The organism is Hyphomonas polymorpha PS728, assembly GCF_000685315.1.
GTDB classification, from domain to species: domain Bacteria; phylum Pseudomonadota; class Alphaproteobacteria; order Caulobacterales; family Hyphomonadaceae; genus Hyphomonas; species Hyphomonas polymorpha.
The window spans coordinates 62931-81445 of the sequence record NZ_ARYM01000013.1 but is presented as its reverse complement, the minus strand read 5'-3'; the positions used below and the strand labels follow the sequence as shown (position 1 = coordinate 81445).

Here is an 18515-nt window from a genome sequence, read left to right as displayed (position 1 = left end):
GGGGTGAGACTAGTGCTCAACCTTCCGCCAGATTTGCTTGTAGGAGAACCACAGCAGCGTGCCGAGGATCAGCAGGAAGACCATGGTGCCAAGGCCGGTCCGCTTGCGGGCTTCCAGCTTGGGCTCAGCGGCCCAGGCCAGGAACTGCGACACGTCATAAGCCATCTGGCTGACCGTTGCTTCGGTGCCGTCAGTATATTCCACGCGGCCCGGCGTCAGCTGCGGGGCCATAGCGAGGAAGCCGCCCGGCGGGGCGTGGCGCGGGTCGCCCTCATAGTTCGGCTTGGTGTCGCCGGCCATGTAGGGGTTGTAGTACTGGCCAGCCGGCTGGACGAGATAGGCCGTGTGCTCAGGGTGGTAGTGGCCGAGTTTCTCGAACTTCGAAACGTCGAGCACCTTCTGATACAGCGTTTCGCCATTCTCCTGGACTTCACGGTCCTCGAAGAGGGCCGGGTCCGGATAGCCGGTCATCAGGTTGTAGACATAATCGGCGCCATAATGGCGGGCCTTGACCATCACCGACAGATCCGGCGGCAGGGCGCCGCCATTGGCCGCGCGGGCAGCCGCATCGTTCGGGAAGGGCGAGCGGAAACGGTCTGCCGGCATGGCCGGACGGAAATCAAATTCGCCAGCCTCGTTGGGCTCGGCATTCATGACTTCGTTCTCAGCCGCCAGCGCCTTCACGAACGGGTTGTCGTTCGGGTTGGGATAGGCCGGATCATAGAACGGGCCGCCCGGCTCACCGAGGTTACGGTAGCTCAGCAGTTTCATGCCGTGGCAGCTGGAGCAGACCTGTTTGTAGACCTGATAGCCGCGCTGGACGGACGCCTTGTCATACTGACCCGTGACGCCTTCGAACGGCCAGCCCCCTTCGGGACCGTGCGGGTGCTTGGCACCGCCAGCGGCATGGGCGAGGCCCGCAAAGGCCAGGCCGGCAAGACCAGCAGCGAGGATGCGGAAGGTTTTCATGTTCTTTCTTTCCCCAGCTTGCATCTTACTCAGCCGGCACTGCGTTGCCCGTATCCTTGGGCTTACGCTTGAGCACGGATTTATGGATCGATTCCGGCAGAGCCTTCGGCTTCTCGGTCAGGCCGATGAAGAACAGGGCCACGAAATAGCCGAAGTACAGGAATGTCAGGATCAGCGACAGGTGACGGAAGGCGAAGGTCGGCGCCGGGACAGCCGCAAGGCTGGGATTGGCGCCGGCCGGCAGGCTGGCCATGAAGGCCTTTGCCTGCTCGAAGGCTTCTTCGCCGCCTTTATAGCTGGCCGTGGCGGGCGCGCCTTCGACCGTGTAGCTGACCACGAGGCTCGGATCGCCCTGCAGGGCCGGGATCACCGCGTCATCCGGGTTGGCCGCGCCGCACCAGCCGAGCAGGAAGCAGACCACGACAAAGCCGAAGAAGAACTGACGGGCCACCGGACGGTAGCGCATCGATTTGACTTTCGACGTGTCGAGCCAGGGCAGCACGAAGAGGACGGCAATGGCGGCGAACATGAAGATCACGCCGAGCAGTTTCGCATCGATCGGGCCAAGGTCGAAGGTGATGGCGCGCAGGATCGCGTAGAAGGGCAAGAGATACCATTCAGGCACGATGTGGGCCGGGGTCACCAGGGCGTTGGCTTCGATGTAGTTGTCGGCATGGCCCAGAACGTTGGGCGCATAGAAGACGAAGACAGCGAACATGATCAGGAAGATCACGATGCCGAAGGCGTCCTTCACCGTATAGTACGGGTGGAAGGGCACGGTGTCTTTCTCGACTTCCTTCACTTCAACGCCGGTCGGGTTGGTGTTGCCCGGAACGTGCAGCGCCCAGATGTGCAGGACGACGGCGCCGGCAATCATGAAGGGCAGAAGGTAGTGCAGCGAGAAGAAGCGCTGGAGCGTCTGGTTGCCGATCGAGGGACCGCCCATCAGCCAGGTCTGGATGCTTTCGCCGACCAGCGGGATGGCACCGAAGAGGCCGGTGATCACGTTCGAGCCGTGATAGGACATCTGGCCCCAGGGCAGCATGTAGCCGAGGAAGGCGGTGGCCATCATGAGAAGGTAGATCACGCAGCCGATGATCCAGAGCACTTCGCGCGGGGCCTTGTAGGACCCGTAGTAAAGGCCGCGGAACATGTGGATGTAGACCGCGAGGAAGAACATTGAGGCGCCGTTGGCATGGATGTACCGCAGCAGCCAGCCATAGGGCACGTCGCGCATGATGCGCTCGACCGAAGCGAAGGCGCCATCGACGCTGGCTTCATAGTGCATGGCCAGGATGACGCCGGTGATGATCTGGATGGCAAGGCAGACGGCCAGGACGCCACCAAAGATATACCAGTAGTTCAGGTTCTTCGGCGTCGGGAAATTGATCATCGTGTCATTCGCGAAGCGAATGATCGGAAGACGGGTGTCGAGCCAGCGCTCAAAGGCTGAGTTCGGCTTGTAGGTAGACTCATGTCCGCTCATCTAAAGGTATCCTTCTCAGAGGGAGATGTTGACGACCGAGTCGGAGACCCAGCGATAGTTGGGAACGGGAAGGTTCGACGGCGCGGGACCTTTGCGGATGCGGCCTGACGTATCGTAGTGCGAGCCGTGGCAGGGGCAGTACCAGCCGCCATAGTCGCCCGTATTGCCCTGAGAGGGACCGACAGGCACGCAGCCAAGGTGGGTGCAGGAGCCGGAGGTGACGAGGATCGCCTTGTTCAGCGAGCCATCGGCCTTCGGGCGAAGACGGGCATCATCGGTTTCCGGATCAGGCAGGATCGAGATGTTGACCGATTCGGCAGCCGAGATTTCAGCCGGCGTGCGGTGGCGCACGAAGAACGGCTTGCCGCCGATCAGGATGCGGATCTCGCCGCCCAGCGGAACCTTGGAAACGTCGACGTCGAGCGCCGAAGCCGCGCGCGTATCGGCGGCCGGGTTCCACTGGTCCACCAGCGTCCAGGCGAACATGGCGGCGCCGCCGAGAGCTACTGAACCGGTGGCGATGTGAATAAAGTTGCGGCGGTCTTCATCGACCGCCTCGGCGTGGGTCTCTGTCGTCACGTTTCTATCCGTCCCTGGTGCGTGGCGTTAGCCGCTGTCTTTACTAAAGCTGCGCGGGCCGCACATTGCGGCAAGTAGGCGCGGGGCGCGGCAGAAACTGCGCGTCCTGCCCCCAGTTGGGAGAGGGCGTTACCGCCGTTCCGCCCCTGTGACAACTGGGGACTTGCGAGGCAAATGCCCACAGCGCAACAGTCGGGCATGATCAGTGCCACCCAGACTGCCGAGTTTACGGCGCGCAAGGCGCAGGCAAGCGCCTGGTTCCGCGCGCTCCAGGAAGACATCATTGCCCGGTTCGAGGCGATCGAGGACGCCGCCCTGCCCCCGCTCTATCACGGGGACGCGGGGCGATTCGTGCTGAAGGAGTGGCGCCGGGGCGATGGCAGCGAAGACCTGGGCGGAGGCCGGATGGGCCTGATGCGCGGGAAAGTGTTCGAGAAGGTGGGCGTGCATTTCTCCGAAGTTCACGGCACGTTTTCCGAGGCCTTTGCCGCGCAGATCCCGGGGGCGGACCAGTCTGGCGGGCAATTCTGGGCGAGCGGGATTTCGCTGATTGCCCATCCGCTGAACCCGCGCGTGCCGGCCGCGCACATGAACACGCGGATGCTGGTGACCAGCGAGGCCTGGTTTGGCGGGGGCGGCGACCTCACCCCCCTGCTGGCCTATCAGCGCGACCAGAGCTTTGAAGATACGGTGGATTTTCACGCCGCCATGAAGGCTGCCTGTGATACCCATCCCGGCGCCGATTACGCGCACATGAAAGAGTATTGCGAGACCTACTTCCACCTGCCCCATCGCAGCGAGCCGCGTGGCACAGGGGGCATTTTCTATGACCGGTTCAATACCGGCGACTGGGACAAGGATTTCGCCTTTACCCAGGAAGTGGGCCGGCAATTTGCCCATATATATCCGGCCCTTGTGCGCCGGCGGATGAACGAAGCCTGGAGCGAGGCCGAGCGGGACGCTCAGCTGATCCAGCGCGGGCGGTATGTGGAGTACAACCTGCTCTATGACCGGGGCACGACCTTTGGCCTGAAGACCGGCGGGAATATCGAGAGCATTCTCTCATCCATGCCGCCCATCGTGAAATGGCCTTGAAAGATCAGACCTTTTCGCAGGACCGGCGGAGCCAGGCGGCGTAAGCTTCCTCGGAGATTTCGCTGGCGGCGAGCTGTAGTGTGTAAGCCAGGCGCTCGGCCATGGGCGCAGCCATCTTCCAGCCATTGGCCTCCAGGAAGAGCAGCGCGGCGAGAAAGCCGATGCGTTTGTTGCCATCGAGGGAGAGATGGTTCTTGATCAGCCCGCCTGCATAGAGCGAGGCCAGCGTGAAAAGGTCCGTCTCGCCATAGGACCAGGCGTTCAGGGGGCGGGAAACGGCGCTTTCCAGCAAGCCGGGATCGCGCGTGCCGGGAAGTCCGCCATGCAGGTCAATCTGCCGGTCATGCAGGCGGATCAACAGGTCGAGAGGGAGCCAGAGGGGCTCGCTCATTTCGCCAGCGCCCGCAGAACCTCACGGTTTTCATCCATGATGCGCTCGGCCATCTGCATCAGCTTGTCCACCTCTTCATCGGAGATGGAGAGCTTCACGCCCGTTTCGGTGGGCACGACATCCAGCGTGTCGCCCTCTTTTACCTTCAGCTGGTCGAGCACCTCCTTGGGCAACACGACGCCGAGGGAGTTGCCGATCTTGCGGATTTTCAGCTTGGTCATGGGGGCCTCCTGATGGAATAACATGCGTTATAACATGGGGCGGGAATTCTGGGAACCAAGGGCGGCCAGCGCGGGTTCATCCGGCGGACAAAGCCGGACACGCCCTGCCTCACTTCAGGCGTGAGAGCAGGTCTTCGCGGGAGAGCCGGAAGCCGGACGCAATCCAGGCTTCTTCCAGGGCGTGGAGCCGCTTGCCGATGTCGGGGCCCTTGAGGCCGGCGGTCAGGGCGTCCTCGCCCCCGACCGGAAAGACCGGGCGCATCCAGCTGGACTTGTCCGTCAGGATCGGGGCGAGCTTGTCCTCTCCCCCGCTGGCCGCTTCGATCAGGGCGCGGTCGAGCACCGCCTGGGGGGTAAACCGGTAGAAGGCTTCCCGCCGGGCGCTTTGGCCGAGGCCGAGCATGTGGCCGAGCGCCGGATCGGCCCAGGCCTGCAGCCGGGCGGCCTCCTGATTGGAGAGGCGCAGGGCGGTGGCTGCCTCCGACATGTTGCGCGGGCGGCGGGGCAGCATCGCCATCAGGCGCTGCATGGGATCTGCGGCCAAGCCATGGGCGGCCTCGACTTCCACCAGCCCGGGCACAAAAGCCGCTGTCGCGCCCGGCAGGACGATGGCCAGGACGCCGGCCTCTTCCATCGCCATCAGGGCCGTGGATGGATCGGGCGCTGAAAGCGTGCGCTTCAACTCCTTCCAGATCCGCTCGGCAGCGATTTTCTTCAGCCCCTCCCGCTGGCGGGCGCAGGCCGCCTGCCCGGCCCCATCAATTCCGGCGCCATACCAGGCATTGAAGCGGTAGAAGCGCAGGATGCGCAGATAGTCCTCGATCAGGCGCTGATCAGCCTCACCGATGAAGATGACACGGCCGGCAAGGGCGTCTTCGATCGAGCCGGGCACGACTTCGTAAAGCGTCCCCTCCGGCCCGGCATAGATGGCGTTCATGCGGAAATCGCGGCGGGCGGCGTCTTCGGCCCAGTCTTCCGTGAAGGCGACGACAGCGCGGCGGCCATCGGTTTCGACATCCCGGCGCAGGGTGGTGATCTCCACCGGCACGCCCTTGAAGAAGGCCGTGACGGTGCCGTGCTCTATCCCTGTCGGGATGACGCGGATGCCGGCCGCTTCCAGCGCGGCGACGGTTTCGGGCGGGGTGAGCTGGGTGGCGACATCGACATCATCGGCGGGCAGGCCGCGCAGGGTGTTGCGGACGCAGCCGCCGACATAGCGCGATCCATCCTTGCGGGCTGCTTCCAATGCCGCCATCACGGCCCGGCTTGAGGGCGCCTCCAGCCAGCTTGCCGCAATTTGCTCAGTTCGGGTCATCTGCGGGCGGGGTCTCGGCAGGCGCCGCAGGGGGCGCGAGACGCCCGCGCTGCAGGCCAACATCTTCGGGATGGCGCTCGCACGGATAGGTGCGCTGCGGGATCAGCTGGCCGTTTTCATAGCGCGCGGGCTCCACACACATGTCGCGCTCACGCGGCTCCAGCGCGATCAGCACGAACCAGGCGATGGTGGCCAGCCCCAGGCCAATGGCGAACAGCATCTGTATGGGCCATTTGCGTTTGCCGGCTTCCTCGGCCGAGCGGGTCGCGAGCGAGTAGATGCCGAACACGAGGAAGGGCAGTGAGAATATGAAGACTTCAAACAGCAGGCGTCCGGCCATGTCGGTACTTTCCCCGCAACTCTTACAAGGCCTACATAAGGCGCTGAAAGGGTTTGAGAAACCCTGAAGCGCCAAGATCAGTCGCTTTCGTAGAGCGTCTGGTAGAGGCGGCGGATGATGCCGGCAGTGACGCCCCAGATGCGATAGCCGTTATAGGGCATCTCGTAATATTCCCGGTGGGCGCCCTTATAGAAGGCGGTGCCGGTCAGGTAGTTCTTGGGGTTCATCAGCAGTTCGAGCGGGGTCTCGAAGATGGCAGCGACTTCGCCCGGCTCCGGCACCGGCTGGAAATCAGCCGGCAGCAGGCCGACAACCGGGGTGATGCGGTAGCGCGTGCCGGTGATGTAGGGCGAGGCCTTGCCCAACACGTCCACATCGTTCGGGTGGGCGCCGACTTCCTCATGCGCTTCGCGCAGGGCGGCGGCGACCTCATCCAGATCAATCGGGTCTACCTTGCCGCCGGGCAGCGCGACCTGGCCGGCATGGTCGGCCATCGTGGTGGGGCGTAGGGTGAGGAGCGCCGTGGGGCCTTCCCGGCGCGGGATGACGCCGAAGAGGACCGCCGCCGGGCGGATGATGGCGACTTCTTCGGGCGTGAGGAAATCCATGTCGCCCATTTCGGTAAGCCGCCCCTGCCCTGCGGGCGGGTCGAGCTTGGCGGTGACGCGCTCTACAAAGTCATCAAGGGTGCGAAAGGACATCGGGGGCCTATGCCGCAGGTCCGAGCGGAAAGAAAACCCCTTTGCTCCAGACGCCCAGCAGATTCTCGTCCTCCAGCGAGGGTTCGGCGAGGTCCACCAGTTCATAGAAGACCGGGCGGGCGAGCTTGGCCTCGAGGCGGCCGCGCACGAGAACGTAAGGCGCAGGCTCGCCGGTTTCGGGGTCTGTCTCGACGCGGATAGGGCGGTCTGGCCCGGCAATGGTTACGTCGCCCACCGTGGTGACAAAGCCGATTTCCTGATCCCGGCCCGGCGCGCCCAGCAGATCCAGCCGGCCGGCAAGGAAAGGTGCGTCTTCGACATGCACGATCACTTTTTCATGAGGGGTGACCAGGAAAGTCTGCCCATCGGCGTCCTTGCGCAGGATGCGGGCGAAGAGTTTGACCAGGCTGGCGCGCTTGATCTCGCCGCCTTCATGCCACCAGCTGCCATCGGCGCGGATTTCCATGCCAATGTCTTTGACCCCGGCAGGATTCCATTTCTCTACAGGGGGTAACTCAGCACCAAACTTGCCTTCCGGCAGGATGGCCTTAAGCGTTTCCTCAACGCTCAGAATTGTGCCGGGACTGGATGTCACATCTTTCTCCGCCAAAATGACGCCTTAGACATAGGGCTGATAGCCAGAGACGTGAAGCCGGAGGCGCCTGAACACATGGCCGATACCACAAACACCGAAACTGCCGTGGCAGATGCAGAGGCTGCCGCCGAAGCCCTTGCCCGCGTGAAAGCCGAGATCGGCAAGGCCGTGTTTGGCCAGGAGAAGGTGGTGGAGCTGTCGCTCGCCGCCGTGCTGGCCGGGGGGCATGCGCTGCTGATCGGCGCGCCGGGCCTGGCCAAGACACGGCTGGTAGAGGCGATGGGCACGGCGCTGGGCCTTGCCAATCAGCGCATCCAGTTCACGCCCGACCTGATGCCGTCCGATATTCTCGGCTCTGAAGTGTTGGACGAAAGCCCGAGCGGGGAGCGCAGCTTCCGCTTCATCAAGGGGCCGGTGTTCACCCAGCTTCTGATGGCCGACGAGATCAACCGCGCCTCGCCCCGCACCCAGTCTGCCCTTCTGCAGGCGATGCAGGAGAAGCATGTGACGGTGGCCGGCGCCCGGCATGACCTGCCCGCGCCCTTCCATGTACTGGCCACGCAAAACCCGATCGAGCAGGAAGGCACCTATCCCCTGCCCGAAGCGCAGCTTGACCGGTTTCTGTTGAAGGTGGACGTGGCCTATCCCGACCTCGACACCGAGCGGCGCATCCTGATCGAGACGACGCGCGGCGCCGAGGCGCCGGTGAAAGCGGCGCTGAACGCGGCCGAGCTTCTGAAGATCCAGGCGCTGGTGCGCCAGATGCCGGTGGGCGAGAAGCTGGTGGCGACGATCCTGAACCTCATCCGCGAGGCACGGCCCGAGCAGACCACGGATGCGCGCGTGAAGCGGCTGGTGGATTGGGGGCCATCGCCGCGGGCGGGCCAGGCGCTGATGCTGGCGGCGCGCGCGCGCGCGCTGCTGCGCGGACGTCTTGCCCCGTCAATGGAGGATATTGAAGCCCTCGCCGACCCCTGCCTCGGGCACCGGATGGCGATGCGGTATGACCCGACCGGGGACGCGCCGAAGCTCAGCGAGCTGATCAATGATCTGGTGAGGAAGGCTGCATGAACTTTCGCATACTGGCGGGGGCCGGAACCGGATTGCTCGCGTCTGCCTGCTCAGGCGGGCCGCAGGCCGGGCTGGACGCGGCAGTGATCGCCTGCGGCGATACGCTGGCGCAGAACGCTGCCTATGTGCGCCAGCATGTGGAAGCGCGCGAGGAAAAGCTGAAGGTCATCCGCTTTGCCTCCGAAGAAGCGATGGACGCCTATAATGAGGTGACCGACACTTTCACCGTTCTGGGCATCGACCTGGTGGCCATGCGCAATGTGATCGAGACGGAACGCGGCCTGCCGGACGATACGGCGACCTACACATTCGATCACACCACGGATGAAGAAGCGACCGCACGGATCGAGGCGGCCAAGGCGTGCGCGGGTCCGCTGCTGGAATGATACTTGCGCCACAGCCTCTCATCGTCTTCGTCACCGCATTAAGCGTTGGACTTGGCGCGTGCCAGCAAGCCAGCCCGCCAGACGCCGCCTATGTTGAGTGGTGCAAGACGGAATTTGAGGTGGCGCGCGCACTGACAAGCGATGTGAATGATTTAGTCATGCAGCACATTCCTCCTACACCACTCTTCTCAGCGGCTGACTTTGAGAGCGAAGAGGCGTTTTTCGAGTTCCTGAATGAACGGGCCGCCAATCCGCCAGCTCCAACTGTGCTTCCTGCCGATATTGCCGCGCTGTATGAGGAGAATGAAAAGGTCTGGTGGCAGCTTAACCGCATACGCAGCTCCTTTTCGGATTCCCCACTGCCACCCAATGACGCAAGCAATGGACTCTTTGCTGACCCGAAAGCAGCACTCGATCAGCGCGATACAGTAATCTCACGCAAACGGGAAATGCAGAACAAAGGCGAAAAGGCTGCGAGCCTCCTGCCTGCTCTCGAAAAATGTGCAGAACGGCTTCCCTCGAATAAATCGGAGGGGTGTTTTGATGCCTGCTTCTGACCTGCGCGCCGAAGCGGAAAGCCTGGCACGGCAGTTGCCCGGCTTGAACTTCAAGGCAGAAGCCTCCGAAGCCGCGCATATCGGCTCGGCCGGGCGGCGGCGTGCGGGGACGGGCGAGAATTTCTGGCAATATCGCCGCTTCACCCAGGAAGACGCGCCGGGGCGCATTCACTGGCGCCGATCGGCCAAGGGCACGGAGCTGTTCGTGCGCGAGAGCGAGCTGGAAACAGCGCGCACGGTCTTGTTCTGGGTCGATGATGCGGCGGGGTTTCGCTGGAAGGGCGCGGGCGACCTGCGCACGAAGGCCGAAGAAGCCACCCTCCTGATGCTGACGATGGCCATCCTGATGTCGAAAGATGGCGAGCGCATTGGCGCGCTGGGCTCTGGCCGAAGCCCCAGCTTTGGTAAGCGCGCGGTGGACCGGCTGCTGGACGACCTCTCGCGCGGCACCAAGGGGCAATTCCCGCCCCCGCCGAAGGCAAGCGCAACGATGGTGGTGGCGTCTGACTTTTATGATCCGCCAGCGGAATGGCAGGCGCGGCTCGGCCCCCTTGCGGGAAGGTGTCCCGAGGGCGTTCTGCTGGCCGTGTCGGCGCCGGTAGAGATTGCGTTTCCGTTTGAGGGACGCACGAAGCTGTCGCGTCCCGGCACGGGCGATGAGCGCATCCTTGGCCGGGCCGAGACGATGCGCGAGGAATACATGCGCCGCTTCACCGAGCAGCGCGAGGCGCTTGCCACACTTGCCGCGCGCATGGGCTGGGGGCTGGTGACGCATGTGACCGGCAGCCCGGCGCTGTCTGGCGCCTCGCGCCTCAAGGCAGAGATTGAACGCTTCGGAGTGGTGGCGCGGTGACGGCAATCGGGCCTTTCCTGCTGGGGGCGCCGCTGGCGCTGTTTGCGCTGCTGGCGCTGCCACTCATTTGGTGGGTGCTGCGGGCGACCCCGCCTGCGCCGAAGGAGGCTGAGCTTCCCTCGCTGCGCCTGCTGGAAGGGGCAGAGCCTGAGGAAGAGACGCCCGCGCGCACGCCCTGGTGGGTGTGGCTGATCCGTACACTTGCGGTCATCGCGGCGATCCTTGGCCTCTCCCAGCCCGTCTGGGCGCCGGGCGCGCGCACGACCGAGGCAGGCGGCGGGCCGCTGCTGATCGTGATCGACAATGGCTGGGCCTCTGCCCCGCGCTGGGGCGAGCTGACCAATGCGGCGAGCGCCACGCTGGACGCGGGCGACCGCGACGGGGCGGTGCACCTGTTGCTGACAGCGCCGCGCCAGCTCAACGCCGACCCCGCCGAGCGGCTTTCCCGCGCAGACATGGCCCGGCGCCTTTCCAGCCTTGATCCCCAGCCCTGGGCGACCGACCGCGGCGATGCCCTGGCCCGGCTGGACGCCTCGAACCTCACACCGGCGCGGATATTCTATGCCAGTGACGGGCTGGAAACCGAAGGGGGCGCCGCCTTTGCTGCGGCCCTGGCGGCACGCGCGCCGCTGACCGTGTTTGCCGCCCCGCCCGAGGGCCCTGCCGTGATCACCGGACTTTCGGCGCAGACCGATGCGGTGACCGTGCGCCTGGCCCGGGCCGATGCGCGGGGTAGCGCGCGGGCCTTTGTTTCAGCGCTGACGCAGGACGGCTCGGCGCTTGCCTCCGCCGAGGCGGTGTTTGCCGAGGGCGCGCGGGAAGCGGAGGCGCAATTTTCCATTCCGGCCGCAGCGCTGGCGCGGATTGCGCGGTTCAATGTGACCGGGCGGGCGGGCGCGGGCACGGTGTGGCTCTGGGATTCGGCGGAGCGCACGCGCCGCGTCGGCATCGTCGACACGGGCACGGCGGCCCAGCCGCTGCTCTCGGACATGCACTATATCCGCAAGGCGCTGGAGCCCTTCGCCTCAATCTCCACCGGAGACATCGAGACGCTGGTGGCGGCGGCGCCGGACGCGATCATTCTTTCCGATGTCGGACAGATACCGAAGGCCGATACCGAGCGGCTGACAGAATGGGTGGAGAATGGCGGGGCACTGATCCGCTTTGCCGGGCCGCGCCTGGCCGCGCAGGGGGACGACCTTCTCCCCGTGACGCTGCGCCGGTCTTCCCGCGCCATTGGGGGCGCGCTGGCCTGGGAAGAGCCGCAGGGGCTGGCCCCCTTCCCTGATACTTCGCCCTTTGCGGGCCTGCCCGTGCCCGGCGATGTGCGCGTGCGCCAGCAGGTGCTGGCGCGGCCCGAGCCCGATCTGGCGCGCAAGACCTGGGCGCGGCTCACCGATGGCTCGCCCCTCGTCAGCGCCGACAGCCGGAGCGACGGGACGCTGATCCTCTTCCACATCACCGCCGGGCCGGACTGGGGCGACCTTGCCTATTCCGGCGTGTTCGAACAGATGCTGCGCCGGGCGATTGCAGCGGGCCGGGGCGAAGCGGTGGAAGATGGCGACGGCACCTATATGCCCCAGCTTTCCCTCGACGGATTTGGCCGCCTGACACGGGCGAGCCCCAATGCCGCGCCGGTCAGGGCTTCCGAATTTGCCACGATGAAGCCTTCCGAAATCCACCCGCCGGGGCTTTATCAGGGGCCATCGGGATCGCGCGCGCTGAACATTGGCGCAGGCGCCGCGCCGCACCTGATGACGCAGTGGCCGGCTTCGGCCCGCCTTCTGGGCGACGCAGAGGCCCGCTCCCTGCGCCTGGCCGGGCCGATGCTGGCGATTGCCGCAGGCCTTCTGGCGCTGGACCTTTTCATTGCCTTGTTCGTAGCCGGACGGCTGCGCGGCCTGACCCGCCGGGGCAAGGCGGCGGCCAAGAAAACAGGGGGGGCGGTGGGCGCGCTGATCCTGGCCTTTGCCTTCCTGCCGCAGGAGCCGGCCCACGCCCAGGGCGGCTATGAGCTGTTGCCCGATGGCAGCTATCGCGCGATCCCCTCGCCCTCCACCCGCGTGGTGCCCCTGCCGGCGGGCAAGGCGAGCGAGAAGGAAATCGAAGCGGCCCTGGTAATGCGGTTTGGCTATGTCGAGACCGGCGACCGGACCCTCAATGAGCGCACGCGCGCGGGCCTGCGCGGGCTGTCCAATATCCTCAACATGCGCACGTCAGTGGAGCCGGCAGAGCCCCATGCGCTGAACCTGGAAACCGACGCGCTTGAGCTTTATCCGTTGATCTTCTTTGTGGTGCCGGAGAATGCCGCGCCGCTGACAGACCGGGCGGTGGCGCGGCTCAACGCCTATCTGCGCGCGGGCGGCGCGCTGGTCATCGACACGCGCGTGGGCGGGGACCCGGCAGCGCAGACGGATGTGTCCCGGCTGGAAACCCTGCTGGCAGGCCTCGACGCGCCGCAACTGCAGACCGTGCCGGACAATCATGTGCTGTCGCGCAGCTTTTATCTGATCAAGGATTATCCTGGCCGGTTTGCCGGGCGGCGCCTCTGGATCGAGAAGACGGGCGAGCCCGGCGCCACGCGCGGGGACGGCGTCTCGCGCCTGTTCATCGGCGACGCGGACTGGGTGTCCGCCTGGGCTGTGGATGAGAATGGCCGCGACCTCTATTCCGTTGACGGAGGACCGCAGCAGCGCGAAACTGCGCGACGGTTTGGCGTCAACCTCGTGATGTATGTGCTGACGGGCAGCTATAAGGACGACCAGGTGCATATTCCGGCTCTGCTGGAGCGCCTGGGCGAACAGAATGAAACCCCCGAGCCTCTGCTGCCGGGCGGCAATCTGCTGGATGGGGGGCCGCGATGACTGAAGCGGTGCGCCTCAGCCTTGAGCCTTTCCTGGGCTGGCCCCTGATCTGGGCGCTGGTGGCGCTGACGGTTGGGGCGTGGACGGCGTATTTCTTCCTGCGGGGCCGGGCCTGGCTGACACGGGCGGTGGGCCTTCTGGTGGTATCTGCCGCGCTGCTGAACCCCACTCTGGTGCATGAGGAGCGCGAGCCCCTGCCCTCAGTGGCGGCGCTGATCCTCGACAAATCCGAGAGCATGCAATTTGGCGAGCGGGACCGGGCGGCGGCAGCCGCTTATGAAGCGCTGAAGGCAAAGCTCGCCGAAGACACGAGCCTGGAAGTGCGCACGCTGGAAACAAGCCCCGGCGATGACGGCACCTATCTCTATGGCGCGCTGGAAGGTCTGATGGCGGATGTTCCGCGCGACCGGATTGCCGGGGCGATCATGGTGACCGACGGCCAGGTGCATGATCTGCCTGATCCGGCGCGCGTGGAGGCGATCATCGGGCCGCTGCACGGCGTGATCGCGGGCGACGAAGACCTTGGCGACCGGCGGATCGAGATCGTCAATGCGCCGAATTTCGGCATCGTGGGCGAGACAGCCACCCTCATGGTGCGCGCCGAAGACCCGCGCGGCGGAACGATGGACCTTGCCGTTTCGCTGAATGGCGGGGCGCCCGAGCGCGTGCGCGTGGAGGCGGGCAAGGAGACGCCCGTGCCGATCGAGATCGAGCGGCGGGGCGAGAACATCGTAGTGATCGAGGCGCCGCCGGGGCCGGAGGAACTGACGCTGGCCAACAACCGCGCGGCCACTTCCATTGCCGGCGTGCGCGACCGGCTGCGCGTTCTGCTGGTGACGGGCAAACCCAACCAGGCGGGGCGCGTGTGGCGCGACCTGCTCAAATCCGATCCGTCCGTAGACCTTGTACATTTCACCATTCTGCGCCCGCCCTTCAAGGTGGACTATGCGCGGCCCGATGAGCTGGCCCTCATCGAGTTTCCGACCGAGGAACTGTTCGAGCAGAAGCTGACCGAGTTCGACCTGATCATCTTCGACCAGTATGAGCGCCAGGGCGTGATCACGCAGGCCTATCTCAACAATATGTCTCGCTACGTGGCGGATGGCGGGGCATTGCTGATCGTGGCGGGCGAGCAGTTTGCCGGGCCCGCCAGCCTCGCGCGCTCGCCGCTCGCCTCGGTTCTGCCTGCTTCCCCCACCGGCGTGATCCGCACCGGCGAGTTCGTGCCGCAGCTGACCGGTCCTGGCAAACGCCATGCCGTCACCGCGCCACTGGACGGGCAGCAATGGGGCGGCTGGATGCGCTATATCGAGGCCAACGCCGTAGGCGGCGATGTGCTGATGAGCGGGCCGGACGGGCGCCCGCTGCTGATCGTTGACCGCGTGTCCAAGGGGCGCGTGGGGATGCTGATGTCGGATCAGGTCTGGCTGTGGGCGAGCGGGCATGATGGCGGCGGGCCATTTGCCGAGCTGATCCGCCGGGTGGTGCACTGGATGATGAAGGAGCCGGAGCTGGAAGAACGCCGGCTGGCCCTGACCATCGAGGCAGGCGAGGCAAAGATCGAGTTGCGCACACTGCTGGACGCGGCCCCGCCGCTGGAGGTGCAGACGCCGGAGGGCGAGGTGCTGACCCCGCGCTGGGCCCCGGCCGGTCCCGGCGTCTTTACGGCAGAGGCGCCGGTCGAGGAGCTGGGCATCTACCGCGCGCGCTCGGGCGGGCTGGAGGCGATTGCGCTCAGCGGGCCGGAAAACCCGAAGGAATATGCCAATCTGGAATCGACCACGGCGCTGGTCGCCCCGGTGGCGGCAGCGACCGGCGGGGGCGTGTTCCGGCTGAATGATACGGGCACGAACATTCCGGATGTTCGCCGCGTTGGGCCGCGCGGCAACGCCGCCGGGAATAACTGGCTGGGCCTGCGCGAGCGCGGCGCCTATGCGGTGCGCTCGTCCACCAGCCAGGGGCTGGTGCCGGGTATTCTGGCGGCGGGCCTGCTGGTGATCTTCCTGCTGCTGGCCTGGCGGCGCGAGGGACGCTGACGCATCCTTCCCTCTCTCAGGGCGGCGGCGCCGCTTCCGCCTGCTTCATCCGCTGGCGGACCATCCAGATGAGGATCAGCGGCGGAAGGGCGGCGAGCGGGCTGAGTGAGAAGTAGAGCGCAAAGCCGCCCATCGAGGAGCCGGTGACGCCCTGCAGCGCGGTGACCCCCAGCCCGGCAAAGCCGCCGAGAAAACCACTGAGCAGAGACATCAGCGAAGAGAGCAGCGCGAACTGGGCGGCGGTGGCGATGGGGTTGGTGAGGCGGCTGGCCCAGGCGACGATGGCCGCCATGGCGAGGCCGCCGCTGAAGCCTTCCACCACCGTGATGCCAGCCCAGATGAGCTTCGAGCCACCTGACAGGGCAAGGATGCAGAAACCGAGATTGGATAGCCCCGCGAGCGTAACCCCGATGGCCATGGCCGCGAGCGTGCCGAAGCGCAGGCCTATAAGCCCGGCGGCGACCACCCCGCCCAGCGTCGCCGGGAAGCCGATGGCGGTGCGCATGCCGGCAATTTCGGCTGTCGAGAAACCAAGGTCTATATATAAGGGCCCGACCATCGGCACGATCAGCCCGTCCGGCAGGAAGAACAGCGCGATCAGCGGCAGGAATACATAGAGGTTGCGGCCATGGTCCTGCCAGAAAACCTTCACGGGACGGACGAGCGCGCCGCCAACCGAGGCAAGGCCTGTCAGCGGCTCGAAATTACGCGGCTTCTGCGGCTCCCGCGCCAGCAGGAGCGCCGAGAGGCCCGCAATACCGCCCAGCGAGGCAAAAGCGTAAGCCATCTGCCAGCCAACAATGCCGGAGGCGGCCAGTAGCGGCACATTGCCAAGGAAATAGCCCGAGCGCAGGCCAAGGATATAGGCCGAGGCCATCAGGTCCTGCTCTTCATCCTTCGCGCTTTCGATGCGCCAGGCATCCACCGCGATATCCTGCGTGGCGGCGGCAAAGGAGGTGAGCATGGCGAAGCCGGCAAACACCGCCAGCCCGCCGGAAGGGCCGGTGAACGCCATGCCAAGAATGCCGATTGTGACGAAGATCTGTCCAAGGAGCATCCAGGAGCGGCGATGGCCGAGCCGCTTGCCGAGGATGGGCAGCCGGATCCAGTCCACAAAAGGCGCCCACAGGAATTTGGCGGAAACGAAGATGCCAACCCAGCCCATGAAGCCGATGGCGGTGAGCGCGATGCCTTCCTGCCGCAGCCAGTAGCCAAGCGTGGCGCCGACCATGACGGGCGGCATGCCCGTGGCAATGCCGAACACCATCGCAATGGCGACCTTCGGCTGGCGGAGTGATCCCAGAACTTCGCGCAGGCCGGCCTGTGGCCGTACCGGCTCGTCCTGGCCGGTCACAATGTCGGCCATACTTCCTCCCGAAGCGCAGCCGGCCAGCCCCTCGCCTCATGGGTGGGCAAGGTTTTGATGTGCGGTCATTTGCGCTGAGGCGGAGTGTGTCAGCGCCTCCCCCGCCCTGCAAGCAGAAATCAGGCTGCCGTTACGAGACCTTCGAGCAGGCTGGCGTCGCCTGCCAGATCCTTCACCATAACGCGGGACTGGTCCTGGGGCCCTGGGAAAGTCAGGCGGCCGCGCGGCGTGATGGTGAAGCCCACCTTGCCGAAAAGGCTGTGCGCGCCAATGAGAATGGCTGCCGGCCAGCCAGCTTGCCTGCCTGCGTCGAGGGCCGCCTCGGTAATCTTCAGGCTGAGGAAACTGCCGCGATAGGCAGGGTCAACCGCCACCGGGCCATAGAACAGCGCCGGCATCCGCGAGGGCCCGACCACCAGCGGCCAGACGCGGCAGACGCCGATCACTTTTCCGTCATCGAGGGCGACGCGGTTCACCTCCGGCAGCGAGTGGGAATACTCGCGCAGGCGCTCTGCCGTCTTGGCAAAGTGGCCAGGGCCGAAGGTACGGTCGAAGAGGGCTTCGATCGCTTCGGCATGAAGGCTCGGATTTTCCGGTACAATCTCGATCATGGCGGGGCGCTCTAGGGCGCATTTGCCCGCCCCGCAAGCGCCTTGGTGTGAACGCCCGCCCTGCCCCCATTTACACCGGGCGAAAGCGCGCGTCCGCGTTCTCCAGAAGGGCGTAAGCGACATGCGCCTTCAGGGCTTCGGTCAGGGCCACCGGGTCGCCGGCCAGCACCTCCGGCGGGATCGTCTCGCCGAAGGTCATCCGGAATTGCGAGCCGCGCTTGTTCAGAAGCTCGTTGAAGAGGGTGATGTCGCGCAGCTCGTTGGAGAGATCACAGAAAAGATAATAGAGCGCCGAGTTGCGGGCATCGAGATTGAGCGGGATGACCGGCGCACTCTGCTTGCGGGCAAGGCCGACCACGGTGGGGAACCAGTCCTTCTCGATCATCCGGCCTTCCTGGCGCAGCGCCAGGCGGCCGGAGGGGAAGATGACGACGCATTTCTCCTCGGCAAAGGCGGCGGCAGCGCGCTTCAGGGTTTCGCGCGTCTTGGCGGGCGAGCGCTTCTCCGCCACCCATTCGACCGGGATGATGACATCCTCAAAGCGCGGATTGACCCGGATGGCGTCTGCATTGGCGAAGAAGACGATATCATCGCGCTTCTGTTTCAGCAGATCCCAGACGGCGATGCCGTCGGCAAGGCCCGTGGGATGATTCGCGGCCACGATGCAGCGGCCCTTCTCCGGCAGGCGGTCCAGGCCACCCACGGAAATATCAAAGGCCAATTGTTTTGAGAGGCGGTCAAAACTTTCCCGGCCCGTCAGCTGAACCAGTTCATCGGCCATCCGGCGGGCCTTGCTGTAACCCAGAATGGAATAAAGCAGCGGCCGGGCAACCGGCCAAGCCGGGCTGGCGCGCAGGCGCGGACAACGCTCCTCGATCAAAACATCAACAATATGCACGTCACGGCGCTCTGCCTCGGGCAGAAATGCCGATTGCGCAGCGGGAACTGCAGGATGGGAGAGAGGGCCGTCTGTCATCGAGAATGTGCTTCCTTCCACCCCAAATAGGTGTGCGCAAAGCATAGAGCCGCCAGAATAAAACGGAAAGATGGCTGCTTTCCCTTGCGGCCAACCCTGAAAT

The 18515-nt window shown here is 65.4% G+C and carries 19 protein-coding genes; 7 read left to right on the top strand and 12 right to left on the bottom strand.

Annotation, left to right across the window (positions count from 1 at the left end; translation table 11 throughout):
* Positions 1-9: 9 nt before the first annotated feature.
* Genes HPO_RS12135 through petA form a run of 3 tightly spaced genes read right to left on the bottom strand, consistent with a single transcriptional unit; the run spans position 10 to position 3034 of the window.
* Positions 10-969 carry a cytochrome c1 gene (locus HPO_RS12135; RefSeq protein ID WP_035599086.1) on the bottom strand — a complete coding sequence of 320 codons (960 nt, stop codon included), beginning with the start codon at positions 967-969 and terminating at the stop codon, positions 10-12.
* 25 nt (positions 970-994) lie between these two features.
* On the bottom strand, positions 995-2455 hold the full coding sequence (locus HPO_RS12130; RefSeq protein WP_035599083.1) for a cytochrome b: 1461 nt from the start codon (positions 2453-2455) through the stop codon (positions 995-997).
* 15 nt (positions 2456-2470) lie between these two features.
* Positions 2471-3034 carry a ubiquinol-cytochrome c reductase iron-sulfur subunit gene (petA, locus tag HPO_RS12125; protein WP_035599079.1) on the bottom strand — a complete coding sequence of 188 codons (564 nt, stop codon included), beginning with the start codon at positions 3032-3034 and terminating at the stop codon, positions 2471-2473.
* A gap of 174 nt (positions 3035-3208) precedes the next feature.
* Here petA and hemF point away from each other — a divergent pair, with 174 nt between their 5' ends.
* Positions 3209-4129 (top strand): oxygen-dependent coproporphyrinogen oxidase, encoded by a 921-nt coding sequence (gene hemF, locus HPO_RS12120; protein ID WP_241767913.1) that lies wholly within the window; start codon positions 3209-3211, stop codon positions 4127-4129.
* A 4-nt stretch (positions 4130-4133) separates the two neighbouring features.
* Here hemF and HPO_RS12115 read toward each other — a convergent pair whose 3' ends face one another.
* From HPO_RS12115 to HPO_RS12090, 6 genes are all read right to left on the bottom strand, one after another.
* Positions 4134-4520, bottom strand: coding sequence for a type II toxin-antitoxin system death-on-curing family toxin (locus HPO_RS12115; protein WP_035599077.1), 387 nt, complete (start codon positions 4518-4520; stop codon positions 4134-4136).
* On the bottom strand, positions 4517-4741 hold the full coding sequence (locus HPO_RS12110) for an AbrB/MazE/SpoVT family DNA-binding domain-containing protein (RefSeq protein WP_035599074.1): 225 nt from the start codon (positions 4739-4741) through the stop codon (positions 4517-4519). The genes HPO_RS12115 and HPO_RS12110 overlap by 4 nt, the downstream gene beginning before the upstream one ends.
* 109 nt (positions 4742-4850) lie before the next feature.
* Entirely contained in the window at positions 4851-6056 is a 1206-nt protein-coding gene (locus HPO_RS12105; protein WP_035599071.1) for a CCA tRNA nucleotidyltransferase, read from the bottom strand.
* Positions 6043-6396 (bottom strand): DUF6111 family protein, encoded by a 354-nt coding sequence (locus tag HPO_RS12100; protein ID WP_035599069.1) that lies wholly within the window; start codon positions 6394-6396, stop codon positions 6043-6045. Before HPO_RS12100 ends, HPO_RS12105 begins: the two co-directional genes overlap by 14 nt.
* Before the next feature lie 77 nt (positions 6397-6473).
* A complete protein-coding gene (locus tag HPO_RS12095) occupies positions 6474-7097 on the bottom strand; it encodes a CoA pyrophosphatase (RefSeq protein ID WP_035599066.1) in 624 nt (207 codons plus the stop codon).
* Between the two features lie 7 nt (positions 7098-7104).
* Positions 7105-7692, bottom strand: a complete 588-nt coding sequence (locus tag HPO_RS12090; RefSeq protein WP_084324298.1) for a DUF1285 domain-containing protein — start codon at positions 7690-7692, stop codon at positions 7105-7107.
* Between the two features lie 75 nt (positions 7693-7767).
* Between HPO_RS12090 and HPO_RS12085 the strand changes: the two genes are divergently transcribed.
* From HPO_RS12085 to HPO_RS12060, 6 genes are read left to right on the top strand one after another with little or no spacing between them, the layout of a single operon-like run.
* Positions 7768-8763, top strand: coding sequence for an AAA family ATPase (locus HPO_RS12085; RefSeq protein ID WP_035599063.1), 996 nt, complete (start codon positions 7768-7770; stop codon positions 8761-8763).
* A complete protein-coding gene (locus HPO_RS12080) occupies positions 8760-9149 on the top strand; it encodes a hypothetical protein (protein ID WP_035599060.1) in 390 nt (129 codons plus the stop codon). The genes HPO_RS12085 and HPO_RS12080 overlap by 4 nt, the downstream gene beginning before the upstream one ends.
* Positions 9146-9706 carry a hypothetical protein gene (locus tag HPO_RS12075; protein ID WP_035599056.1) on the top strand — a complete coding sequence of 187 codons (561 nt, stop codon included), beginning with the start codon at positions 9146-9148 and terminating at the stop codon, positions 9704-9706. Before HPO_RS12080 ends, HPO_RS12075 begins: the two co-directional genes overlap by 4 nt.
* On the top strand, positions 9693-10559 hold the full coding sequence (locus HPO_RS12070) for a DUF58 domain-containing protein (protein WP_035599053.1): 867 nt from the start codon (positions 9693-9695) through the stop codon (positions 10557-10559). The genes HPO_RS12075 and HPO_RS12070 overlap by 14 nt, the downstream gene beginning before the upstream one ends.
* Positions 10556-13423: a DUF4159 domain-containing protein gene (locus HPO_RS12065; protein ID WP_035599050.1), complete on the top strand. Its 2868-nt coding sequence runs from the start codon at positions 10556-10558 to the stop codon at positions 13421-13423. Before HPO_RS12070 ends, HPO_RS12065 begins: the two co-directional genes overlap by 4 nt.
* Entirely contained in the window at positions 13420-15459 is a 2040-nt protein-coding gene (locus HPO_RS12060) for a hypothetical protein (protein WP_035599047.1), read from the top strand. Before HPO_RS12065 ends, HPO_RS12060 begins: the two co-directional genes overlap by 4 nt.
* Positions 15460-15475: 16 nt before the next feature.
* Here the strand turns inward: HPO_RS12060 and HPO_RS12055 are convergent, their stop codons facing one another.
* The 3 genes from HPO_RS12055 to HPO_RS12045 form a co-directional block, all read right to left on the bottom strand.
* Positions 15476-16825 carry an MFS transporter gene (locus tag HPO_RS12055; protein WP_035599044.1) on the bottom strand — a complete coding sequence of 450 codons (1350 nt, stop codon included), beginning with the start codon at positions 16823-16825 and terminating at the stop codon, positions 15476-15478.
* 119 nt (positions 16826-16944) lie between these two features.
* Entirely contained in the window at positions 16945-17436 is a 492-nt protein-coding gene (locus tag HPO_RS12050; protein ID WP_035599040.1) for a GNAT family N-acetyltransferase, read from the bottom strand.
* A gap of 70 nt (positions 17437-17506) precedes the next feature.
* A complete protein-coding gene (locus HPO_RS12045; protein WP_084324296.1) occupies positions 17507-18412 on the bottom strand; it encodes a GNAT family N-acetyltransferase in 906 nt (301 codons plus the stop codon).
* Between the last annotated feature and the right edge of the window lie 103 nt (positions 18413-18515).

Excerpts from the sequence above, each read along its gene's own strand:
- HPO_RS12135 (WP_035599086.1), bottom strand. The coding sequence starts at position 969 with ATGAAAACCTTCCGCATCCTCGCTGCTGGTCTTGCCGGCCTGGCCTTT.
- HPO_RS12100 (WP_035599069.1), bottom strand. The coding sequence starts at position 6,396 with ATGGCCGGACGCCTGCTGTTTGAAGTCTTCATATTCTCACTGCCCTTC.
- HPO_RS12060 (WP_035599047.1), top strand. The coding sequence starts at position 13,420 with ATGACTGAAGCGGTGCGCCTCAGCCTTGAGCCTTTCCTGGGCTGGCCC.
- HPO_RS12115 (WP_035599077.1), bottom strand. The coding sequence starts at position 4,520 with ATGAGCGAGCCCCTCTGGCTCCCTCTCGACCTGTTGATCCGCCTGCAT.
- HPO_RS12110 (WP_035599074.1), bottom strand. The coding sequence starts at position 4,741 with ATGACCAAGCTGAAAATCCGCAAGATCGGCAACTCCCTCGGCGTCGTG.
- HPO_RS12070 (WP_035599053.1), top strand. The coding sequence starts at position 9,693 with ATGCCTGCTTCTGACCTGCGCGCCGAAGCGGAAAGCCTGGCACGGCAG.
- HPO_RS12075 (WP_035599056.1), top strand. The coding sequence starts at position 9,146 with ATGATACTTGCGCCACAGCCTCTCATCGTCTTCGTCACCGCATTAAGC.
- HPO_RS12045 (WP_084324296.1), bottom strand. The coding sequence starts at position 18,412 with ATGACAGACGGCCCTCTCTCCCATCCTGCAGTTCCCGCTGCGCAATCG.
- hemF (WP_241767913.1), top strand. The coding sequence starts at position 3,209 with ATGCCCACAGCGCAACAGTCGGGCATGATCAGTGCCACCCAGACTGCC.
- HPO_RS12050 (WP_035599040.1), bottom strand. The coding sequence starts at position 17,436 with ATGATCGAGATTGTACCGGAAAATCCGAGCCTTCATGCCGAAGCGATC.
- HPO_RS12080 (WP_035599060.1), top strand. The coding sequence starts at position 8,760 with ATGAACTTTCGCATACTGGCGGGGGCCGGAACCGGATTGCTCGCGTCT.
- HPO_RS12055 (WP_035599044.1), bottom strand. The coding sequence starts at position 16,825 with ATGGCCGACATTGTGACCGGCCAGGACGAGCCGGTACGGCCACAGGCC.
- HPO_RS12085 (WP_035599063.1), top strand. The coding sequence starts at position 7,768 with ATGGCCGATACCACAAACACCGAAACTGCCGTGGCAGATGCAGAGGCT.
- HPO_RS12130 (WP_035599083.1), bottom strand. The coding sequence starts at position 2,455 with ATGAGCGGACATGAGTCTACCTACAAGCCGAACTCAGCCTTTGAGCGC.
- HPO_RS12105 (WP_035599071.1), bottom strand. The coding sequence starts at position 6,056 with ATGACCCGAACTGAGCAAATTGCGGCAAGCTGGCTGGAGGCGCCCTCA.
- HPO_RS12095 (WP_035599066.1), bottom strand. The coding sequence starts at position 7,097 with ATGTCCTTTCGCACCCTTGATGACTTTGTAGAGCGCGTCACCGCCAAG.